Consider the following 9,669-nt stretch of genomic DNA (forward strand, 5'->3'; position numbering starts at 1 on the left):
GATAAATTCTCTCTAGCATTTTCTGGCTCTCGGGGTTTAGGTCTCTAATCAATCTCATTGTATTTTCCTGCTGCTTCGTTTTTTTATGTATTATACTTCTTAATTTTTTATTTGGGTAATTAATTTTGCATGACTACTTAACTGATAACTGATAACTGAGAAGGCGTTACTGAATCAAGGTATGAATGCCAACTGTGCATCGTGTCCAAAAGTTAGTTTGGGTCTAGGTTTTAAAAATCCCACAAGAGAAGATTCATACTAAATCTGGTTATTAAAAACTGATTATTTATCCCCCCTTTTGCCTCTTGCCTTTTGCCTTTCCTGATATGTAGCCTATACTCAACGGATTTAGTATCATATCTCAAATCAGCAACGCCTGTTAAGCTGATTAACAGCTGATCAGCAAGAAATTAAGTTTGTCATTAATTTTCATTTAACAAAAAAACAGCACCCATCAGGATGCTGTTTGTCAAGAAAATGTTACAAAACTTAAGCTAAAGCCGCCATTTTCACCTCGTTATGAGCGAGGATATTTTGTAACTCCTCCGCGTCCACGGTTTCTTTTTCCACTAACATTTGCGCTAACTGATCCAAGATGGCGCGGTTATTGACTAAAACCTCTTTAGCGCGACGATAGGCCTGTTCTACTAGGTTACGCACTTCCTCGTCAATAGCTGCCGCAGTTTCATCGGAGAAATCTCGATCGGAAGCGATATCACGACCTAGGAAAACATTACCATTTTGACGACCTAAAGCCACGGGACCTAGGCGATCGCTCATGCCGAAACGAGTGACCATTTGCCGCGCTACTCGTGCCACCTGTTGCAGGTCATTAGAAGCACCCGTAGTCACTTCCTCCTCACCGAAGATAATTTCTTCAGCTAAACGACCCCCCAAAGCTACAGCCATCTGATTTTGCAGATAAGCGCGAGAATATAACCCGGATTCCATGCGATCCTCGCTGGGAGTGAACCAAGTTAAACCCCCAGCGCGACCGCGAGGAATAATACTAATTTTCTGGACAGGATCATAATCCGGCATTAAAGCACCCACCAAAGCGTGACCAGCTTCATGGTAAGCAACTAAAGTTTTGCGTTTTTCGCTCATGACGCGATTTTTCTTCTCAGGACCTGCTAGGACACGATCAATCGCATCGTTGATCTCATCCATAGAAATCTCGGTTAAATTGCGACGTGCCGCTAAAATTGCGGCTTCGTTGAGCAAATTAGCCAGATCCGCACCGGTAAAACCGGGGGTACGACGAGCGATTTTATCGAGATCCACGTCTTGGGCCAAAGTTTTGCCTCTGGAGTGGACATTAAGGATTTCCTTACGGCCAGCGTAATCGGGACGATCCACCACCACTTGGCGATCGAAACGACCCGGACGTAATAAAGCGGCATCCAGCACATCAGGACGGTTAGTGGCGGCGATAATGATAATACCTGTATTACCTTCAAAACCGTCCATTTCCGTTAATAATTGGTTGAGGGTTTGTTCCCGTTCATCGTTACCACCCCCTAAACCGGCACCCCGTTGACGACCGACAGCATCAATCTCATCGATAAAGACGATACAAGGTGCATTCGCTTTCGCTTGTTCAAATAGGTCGCGGACGCGAGAAGCACCCACCCCGACGAACATTTCCACGAATTCCGAACCGGAAATGCTAAAAAACGGGACTCCTGCTTCTCCAGCTACTGCGCGAGCGAGTAGGGTTTTACCAGTCCCCGGAGGACCGACTAAAAGGACTCCTTTGGGGATTTTTGCCCCAATTGCCGTGAAGCGATCGGCATTTTTCAGGAAGTCCACCACTTCGTTTAATTCTAATTTTGCCCCTTCAATCCCGGCCACATCACCGAAAGTAACCTGGGTTTGGGGTTCCATCTGTACTCTTGCTTTCGATTTGCCGAAGTTCATCGCTTGGGAACCGGGGCCACTTTGGGCGCGACGGAGCAAGAAAAATAGACCAACAAGAAGTAAAATCGGGAAAAAGAGGCTACTGAAGGCTCTTACCCATACTCCTTCTTCTCTTTGGGGCAGTACGGAAATATCAACGTTATTTTCTGCCAAGATGTTGATTAATTGCGGATCGTTGGGCAGGTTGACCAATACATTTGTACCGTCTTGGGTGGGTACGATCGCTCGTTGCCGGTCGGCACTTAAGCGCACGGTTTCTACTTTACCTTCCCGTACTTCCTGTAAAAATTCACTATACTTCCAAGTTTGTTGCACTGCTGGCTGGCGATCAAAGAAAGCTGAGGCCAAGGCAAGGACTACGATTAACAATAGGGCATATAGTCCCGCATTGCGCCATTTTTTGTTATTACCGTTTTTGTTCACGCTGTCGAACTCCTGATAAATTGAGGATGATCTTATCGGTTGTTAAGGGGTTGTTAACTTATGTTAACGTTTCTCAGGAACAGTGGACAGGTTTTTTTTAAAAGATGCCCCTCGTAGTCCTCCCTGGGGGTTAGCTGTTGGGGGTTGGCAGTGGGTAAAAAAGCCATTTACTGTGACTCTCCTCGACCGAGTATGATCAATTTGTAACAAAATGCCAAAATACTGCATAAAAGCTGCAAGTGGAACGATAGAGAGTTTAGTTGACCTCCACGGGGACTAGCTAGATGAAAAAACGAGAGACTTTGCTGGAGAAGTTTTGTTGCTTTTTAGTTTTGCAGCAAAATAGGACAGAATGGAATTGCGATCGGCGTTTGCGTCGTAACATGGAAAGCTATGGCCCAATCGATCCTAATGTCGAGTCCGAGGAATATTGGTCTCTATTCTTTCACCAACAGTATCGGAATCCCGGTTCCAAAAATCATCTTTTTCGTGGGCATTTATATGCTTATTTGCAGGAACCTTGCTACTGGGCAGCTGCCGAAATCTATCAAAAATATCAAGCTAAACTAGATTATCAGATTGAAGACTACTTTAACGAAGGAATTCTTGGTTTTGAGGCTATCTTAGCTGACTTTAAGCCTTTATTCTCTACTCGCTTCGATAATTTTGCCACTCAGAGGATTAAATATCGCTTAATCGATCGCATCCGTCAGATTAGTCAAGCATTCGGCCATAATACTTGGAGCCTACTACTTAATTCTACCGGAGCGCGTCTCAGCCAAGCTCTCTGGGCGAGGGGATTAGTGGGAGAAACTCTCGAAAATTACCTTTTAGCTTGGGATTACTATAAAGAAATTTATGCCCAGGCAAAAATAAAAACCGATGGTAAAATTCAGGAACCTAGTCCAGAAATCTGGCAAAAAATCGCCGCTGCTTATAACTCGGATAGCCACGCTACCATCAAAATCAATTCTGCGACAATTACCCGATGGTTAAAGGATGCGGGACAAGCTATTTTTGATCATTTATTTCCCCAAGGAAAAACAATTTCTCTACAGCAACCTTTCGGGGATGGGGAAAGTAGCACGAGGGAAGAAATAATCGAAGATACTCTCCATGATACCCCTTGGCAGCAGTTAGAAGCGGCGGAAAATTTTCGCGAGTCGCAACAAAACCACCAAAAAATTCTAGCTTGGTTACGCGCAGAAATTTCACAGATTTGTCAGCAGCCGCAACAGGCAAAACTGCATCCGCAAATTCAGTTAATTCTAGAGATGACTTATGGTTCAGGGTTGGGACAAGTGACAATTGCCGCTAAGATTACAGAAATCACCACGGTGGTTATCAAACAATATCAGGTTTCTAGGGAACTGGATAAAGTTTATCGTCACCTCGCTAAAAAGTTTTTACCCTGGGCCAGCGAAAACCTGCATATTCCTTTCCAGTCCCACGATAGAGAAGTTATTAGTAAGGCAATAGAACCATGGCTAACATACTACTATCAAACCAGCGCAACAACTCAGGAGGATTAATTATGGTTAATGATTGGTTAGAACTAACTCCTGATAGCATTTGGCTAGAAATACCCGCCGATATTCAAGAGATAAGTTGGGCAAAAAGTGCCAGTTTTACTGATGCCAGTATTCGTCAGAGATTTTATATTAATTATCTCTGTCAACAAGTTATTTTTAACTATCTACAGTCAGGGATGCCTGGGGTTAGCTTAGTAGAAAATCAAGAGGATTTCTGGCAACTAGGAGTTAATGGTTTTACCGTTAAATTAGGCGAAAAGTCAGTGATCGTTATTGCCAGCGAAACTCTGGATCTAGAAGCGATCGAAATTCCTCAAGAATGGGTAGATATTCCTCAATTAATTGGTGATTATTATCTAGCTGTACAGGTAAACACTGCCGAAAGTCATCTGAGAATTTGGGGTTGTACTACCCATAAAGATATTAAGGAAAAAGGACAATATATTAAGCGTAATCTTAACTACTCTCTACCGAGAAATCAACTGCAATCAGGATCAGATTCTTTGGATTTATGGGGAGAGTGTCAATGGCAACCAGTTAAGATTGAACGGGAAAAGATGGAAGAAAAACTATCTTTAGATAGATTGACAACCTTACTAGACATCTTAGCTAATCCTAAGTTAATCTTTCCCAGAAAAGCTATTGCTTTTCAGGAATGGGCAGCAGTTATCGTCAATAGTAACTGGAGAAAAATTTTAATTACCCGTCGGCAAAAATCCCCCGTCAAGTTAACCAATTGGTTTACTGATAATTTCCCCATTGATTGGCAAAGTATCCTCGATTTTAGCTCACTGTCACTGGTTCCAGCATTCAAAAATACAGAAATTAAACGCATCAAAGATTTAGGAGTAGAATTACTGGGAAATCCCCTCGCTTTGATGATTACTATCGCTAAAATTGAAGAAATATTTAGCCTGCAAGCGACTGTTTACCCCACGGGAGAAACAAGCACTTTACCCCCCCATTTAAAATTAAGTATTCTCACCGAAACTGGTCAAGTTTTTCGAGAAGTAATTGCCACAGATAACGATGAATTTATTCGTTATAGATTTGATGCTGAATTGGGGGATAAATTCTTCATTGAAGTGGCCTTAGAATCGGCAAGAGTCACCGAATATTTACAAGTATAAGCGAGGAAAAACTTAATGATTAAACTCTTAACTCTCGAACTAGATGGCACATTCGATCGGGGATTTAAAGTAAAATTAGAAATTCGTCCCGATCTTAATTCTCGTCCCCAAACTGTGATCAAAGCAAGGCTACCAGCTAATTTAGAGTTATTAACTCTTTACCGTCAATGGCAACGTCACTATAGTGAATTAGAGGGATTTTTTAAAATCTTAAAAGATAGCAATCCCCAACAAATTACCAATAGTTCTCAGCAGAGTTTAGTCTTTAAAAACTGCCAAGAAAAAGCCAAATTATTTGAGGATAACTTAAACAAATGGTTGAATAATAGCCCAGAATTTGAACCGATCAAAACCGCAATTCTGCGCTCTGGCAATAACTTTCGTATCTGGTTACAAACCGATAATATTTGGCTGCAAAGATTCCCCTGGGAAAAATGGGAAATCCTCCAAAATACCGGCGCAGATATAGCCATTATTGTCTCGGAATACGATACCTTAACCAGACAATTAAAAAATCATGAAAAAATTCGGATTTTAGCCATTTTAGGCTATGCCACCGACTTAAGATTTCTCGAAGAAGATCGCAAAACTTTAGACGATATTGCGGGAAAAGCAGGAGCCGAAATTATCTGGGAAAAAGCCCCTCACCCGCAAAAATTAAATCAGTTATTGCGTCAAGAAACTTGGAATATTCTCTTTTTTAGCGGTCATAGTGCCAGTACAGAAGATGGCCAAGATTGCGAAATTCAACTAACAGAAACTCATAAATTAAAGATAGCTGATTTTAGCTTTTCTCTGGGAGAAGCTACTAAAAACGGGTTAAAGTTAGCGATATTTAACTCCTGTGATGGTATCGGTTTGGCACAACAACTATCACGGGAAAAAGGGATGGCATTACCCCATCTAATCTTTATGCGCGAGAAATTACCCGATCCTGTTTCTCCCAAATTTCTGCAATACTTTTTAACCGCTTTTACCAATAATAAATCTCTCTATAGCGCCGTACATGAAGCCCAAAAAAATCTCCACGATGACTGGGAAAAAGACTATCCCTGTGCCAGTTGGCTGCCCGTAGTTTGCCCCAATCCCACCGAAGAACCCCCCACTTGGCATAGTTTCAGTAACTCCCCTCAAAAACAACAAAATTGGCGACGATTCGCTCTAACTTTCGGTTTAGGTTTAGCCGTAGCCATGACAGTCTTGGCAATAAGAGAAACAGGAATTTTAGAACCCTTAGAATTAAATATTTATGATCGTCTGATGCAACTAAAACCCAAAGATAAACCCGACGAAAGATTATTAATTATTACCATTGATCGCCAAGATTGGGCCTATCAAGATCGCATGGGTATGAAAAGACCAACAATACCAGGCAGCGATCAAAAACGTTCCCTCGCAGGAGAAGCATTATCGCAGCTTTTAAATAAATTACTGCCCTACGAACCGCAAATTATCGCCTTAGATATCCTCCGTCCCATCGCTGCCAGTCAAGATTATCCACCCCTAGCCAAACAATTACAAAATACTCCTAATTTTATCTCGATTTGTAAGTTTAATAATTACCCGCAACCGGACGGATTTCCCCCACCCCCAGAACTGCCAAAAAATCAGAGTGGTTTTAGTAACATAGTCCCAGACGAAACCATTGCCGGAGTTCCCCGAATTCGTCGTTTTTTATATCAGGCAAAACTCGATCGCACCTCTCCCTGTCTTCCCCCGGATTCTTTGGCCACAGTTGACTCAATGTCCTGTAATTTTAAAGATTATGCTCCTAGTTTTAGTCTCCTAATTGCCAAACGATATCTACAATCCCAGAATCAAGATTTTGACTGCAATAAACTGCAGCGGGGAATTCTAGAAATTAATATCGGGGATACTCATCTCGGTGACTGGCTGCAATCCAACCGCGGCCCCTACAGAACCAGTCAATCCGATACCCGATCCGGCCGTCAAGTTATGCTCGCTTACCGTCGAATCGCCGATAATGGCATCGATGCAATCATAAAAATTGCCCCGAAAAAATCTCTCCGACAGGTTTTAGATTCGCGTTTTAATTCCGAATCAGTCCGGGAAAAAATTGTCCTGATTGGAGTAACAGAAACCGGGATTGATGATTTTTTAACCCCCTTTAGTCGCAACCCATCGGAAGCAATTCCGGGGGTTTATTTGCACGCGCACGCAGTCAGTCAAATTCTCGATACAATGACAGGAAAACGAGCCTCGATCGCTTTCTGGAATCCCCTACAGGAGGCTTTCTAGGTGCTGGGTTGGTCCCTGGTGGGGGGATTATTAACGTGGCGTTTTCTTCGGGTAAAAACGGTACTTTTGACAGTGGCGATCGCTGTAATTTCCCTTACTGGTATCGGTTGGCTTCTCTTTAGTTATTTCGGTCTCTGGGTTCCGATTATCCCCCCAGCGATCGCACTTCTCACCACCTCTGGTATCTTCTTTTTTCTTCGTTCTTACTATTTAAAATAGCTAGGTAAGGCTTGCTGAAAAAGTACGGGCGAAGCATTCGGATAGAAAATCTCCGGTTTCACCGATAGGTTATTGCCCGAATGCTTCGCCCCTACAGGACCCGGGCCGATGAAGACGCAAGGTTTTGAAGCACGATTCTCTCAAAATCTTGCACCTGTTTCACGAGAAAAACGACAAAACTCTTACCTTGCCTACATTTCACATTTATTCAGCAAACTCTAGGTAACAGCCATGATCAAACCTTCGATCGCCCTCATCCTTCTTTTCTCCCTACTGCCTCAACCCGGGTTAACCCTTATCACCCCGGCTGCCAGAAATATTTCTAATCATCCCATTCTGACGGCACAGGGCGATCGGGAGCTTACCGAGGAGCAATTCCTACAACGAGTCACCGTTCGGATTACTAGCGAGACAAATCGGGGATCGGGGACAATTATCGCTAAAAAAGGCGATAATTACCTTGTCCTAACCAACGCCCACGTTACCCGCAACACGAAAACCCTACAGGTACAAACTTACGACGGCCACAGCCGTGCGGCCCGCATTGTCCCCAATTCCCTATCGGAGAATCAATATCTCGCTCTGCTGGAGTTTAGCGATACCAGGAATTATGCGATCGCCACCATCGCGGAGTTTACCATCAATCAAAACAGCATCGGTTTAGAAGTGGTGGCCGCGGGATATGTTGCCGAAACGGGACAGTATCGGACGACAAAGGGAACCCTTGAACAGGTGAGCGATCGACCCCTCCGGGAAGGCTACAGCGTCGGTTATAGTGGCGATATCGTGCAGGGAATGAGCGGCGGTGGTATCTTTTCCGAGGATGAGTTAATTGGCATTAACGGGCGATCGGCCCATCCGATTCTCTCTAACTACACCTACGAAGACGGTACAAAACCCACAGACGCAGAAATCCAACAGATGAGAGCGGTTAATTGGGGCATTCTCCTTAATACCCTATTAACCTACATCCGTCCCGAAATCCTCAGCGCCTATAACCTACCCCTACCGCCGGTGAACCCCGATATAGAAACCACCGCCTATACTGGCTATATCGCCGAATTAGAAGCGAAAGCGAAGGGTTTCACCGTCCGGATCGATAGTACGAGCGGTGCAAACGGTAGCGGTGTCATTATCGCTAAAGAAGGGAATATTTACACAGTTTTAACCGCAGACCATGTATTATGTGAGAAGAAAAAAAGTCAAGATGCTGCAAGTAAACCTTGTCCCAATAACACCTACACCGTCGTCACCAGCGACGGCAAAACTCGAAACATCGAGAAAAGCACCATCATCCGTCAGGAAGGGGTAGATTTAGCAGTCTTTCAGTTTGAAAGCCGGGACAATTATCCCGTTGCGGAAATAGCGAATTATAACCCAAATAGCGGTGATTTTGTTTTTGCGGCAGGCTTCCCCAAAATTGGCGACAATCCCTCGAAATGGTTGTTTAGTGGCGGTATAATTGGGGATAAAGAAACGGGATTACTACAAACCCGCCAAAGTGACTTAAGCACGCAACAAAGTGGAACATTACAAAGTGTTGCTTCTTTAGAAGGAGGGTATGAATTAGTTTATACCAGCATCACATTTGGGGGCATGAGTGGCGGTGCAGTCTTAGACTCTCAGGGGAGAGTAATAGGGATTCATGGACGTTCAGAAGGAGCAGGGGGAGGGAAAATTCAGTTAGGGTATAGTTTAGGGATTCCCATTAGCACTTTTTTGGGATTGCAAGAAAGATTCAAGGTAAAACCGCAATTATTAACCACTGCTCAACCCCAAGTTAGTCCGCAACAACAACAAGAAATTATTCAAGCGATTACTGGTGTTATTGTTCCTAATACCAATGCGAAGGCGGATATTTGGATACAAAGGGGGGGACAATTATGGCGGTTAGGAAGGTTTGAGGAAGCAATTAAAGCCTTTGATGAAGCGATTAAGCAAAATGACCCCGATAATGTCTATTTAGCCTGGTATGGGAAGGGATTAGCGTTATTTGAATTACGCGAACATCAAACAGCTATAGAAGCTTTGCAACAAGCGATTAATCCCGCATTTCTCACAAATTGAGTTGGGAAGCTGATTTGGATGCAGAAAATTGCGGTTATTTGTAAATCAGAAAGAATTCTCAAATTGGGAAACAAGAATCTGACTAAACTAGCCAAAAAGCTGGCAAAAAATTGGCTAAA

The 9,669-nt window shown here is 43.4% G+C and carries 4 protein-coding genes and 1 pseudogene; 4 read left to right on the forward strand and 1 reads right to left on the reverse strand.

The window, feature by feature from the left end:
- Positions 1–489 precede the first annotated feature (489 nt).
- Positions 490–2,343, reverse strand: coding sequence for an ATP-dependent zinc metalloprotease FtsH3 (gene ftsH3 / locus O9323_RS18785; RefSeq protein WP_002742170.1), 1,854 nt, complete (start codon positions 2,341–2,343; stop codon positions 490–492).
- 284 nt (positions 2,344–2,627) lie between these two features.
- On the opposite strand from ftsH3, the gene O9323_RS18790 reads away from it, so the two are divergent.
- From O9323_RS18790 to O9323_RS18810, 4 genes and pseudogenes are all read left to right on the forward strand, one after another.
- On the forward strand, positions 2,628–3,875 hold the full coding sequence (locus O9323_RS18790) for an RNA polymerase subunit sigma-70 (RefSeq protein ID WP_288125568.1): 1,248 nt from the start codon (positions 2,628–2,630) through the stop codon (positions 3,873–3,875).
- 2 nt (positions 3,876–3,877) lie between these two features.
- Complete coding sequence (locus tag O9323_RS18795; protein ID WP_288125571.1) at positions 3,878–5,005, forward strand: DUF1822 family protein; 1,128 nt, start codon at positions 3,878–3,880, stop codon at positions 5,003–5,005.
- Between the two features lie 15 nt (positions 5,006–5,020).
- Positions 5,021–7,483 (forward strand): annotated as a pseudogene (locus tag O9323_RS18800) (CHASE2 domain-containing protein).
- A 231-nt stretch (positions 7,484–7,714) separates the two neighbouring features.
- On the forward strand, positions 7,715–9,550 hold the full coding sequence (locus O9323_RS18810; protein WP_288125570.1) for a tetratricopeptide repeat-containing S1 family peptidase: 1,836 nt from the start codon (positions 7,715–7,717) through the stop codon (positions 9,548–9,550).
- The last annotated feature ends 119 nt before the right edge of the window (positions 9,551–9,669 follow it).

It is taken from the genome of Microcystis sp. LE19-131.1A (assembly GCF_027532015.1).
Taxonomy (GTDB): Bacteria; Cyanobacteriota; Cyanobacteriia; order Cyanobacteriales; family Microcystaceae; genus Microcystis; species Microcystis ichthyoblabe_A.